1 protein-coding gene is annotated in these 302 nt (G+C 48.3%); it reads right to left on the minus strand.

The genetic code is table 11. The features are described from left to right. The coding region (locus PGX78_RS07115; protein WP_333523997.1) for an acetyl-CoA hydrolase/transferase C-terminal domain-containing protein at positions 1-302 on the minus strand (302 nt) is incomplete at both ends.

A 302-nucleotide genomic window follows, 5' to 3' on the forward strand; every position in this document is an offset into this window, starting at 1 on the left:
CCGCCGCTTCCGCTGATGTGCTTTGTTCCCGACGATTCGGAAGAAACCTGTCCGAACAAGTCTACTTCGAGACAGTTGTTGATGGAGATAAAGTTATCCAGTTGAGCTACTACGCAAGGGTCATTGACATAGGAAACGGGGTAAGCCGCTAAATAGGGGTTATCATCCAACCATTCATACAATTCTTCGCTGCCTGCGGCAAAAGACCAAACGGCTTTATTCCGGTCAAGGCTCTTGCAACGGTTGGTCAGACGGCCTTTTTTATACATGAGTAAGAATGCGTCGACGAGCATTTCCGTGTG

This window comes from Megasphaera sp. AF13-6AC, from assembly GCF_027685385.1.
GTDB lineage: Bacteria > Bacillota > Negativicutes > Veillonellales > Megasphaeraceae > Megasphaera > Megasphaera micronuciformis.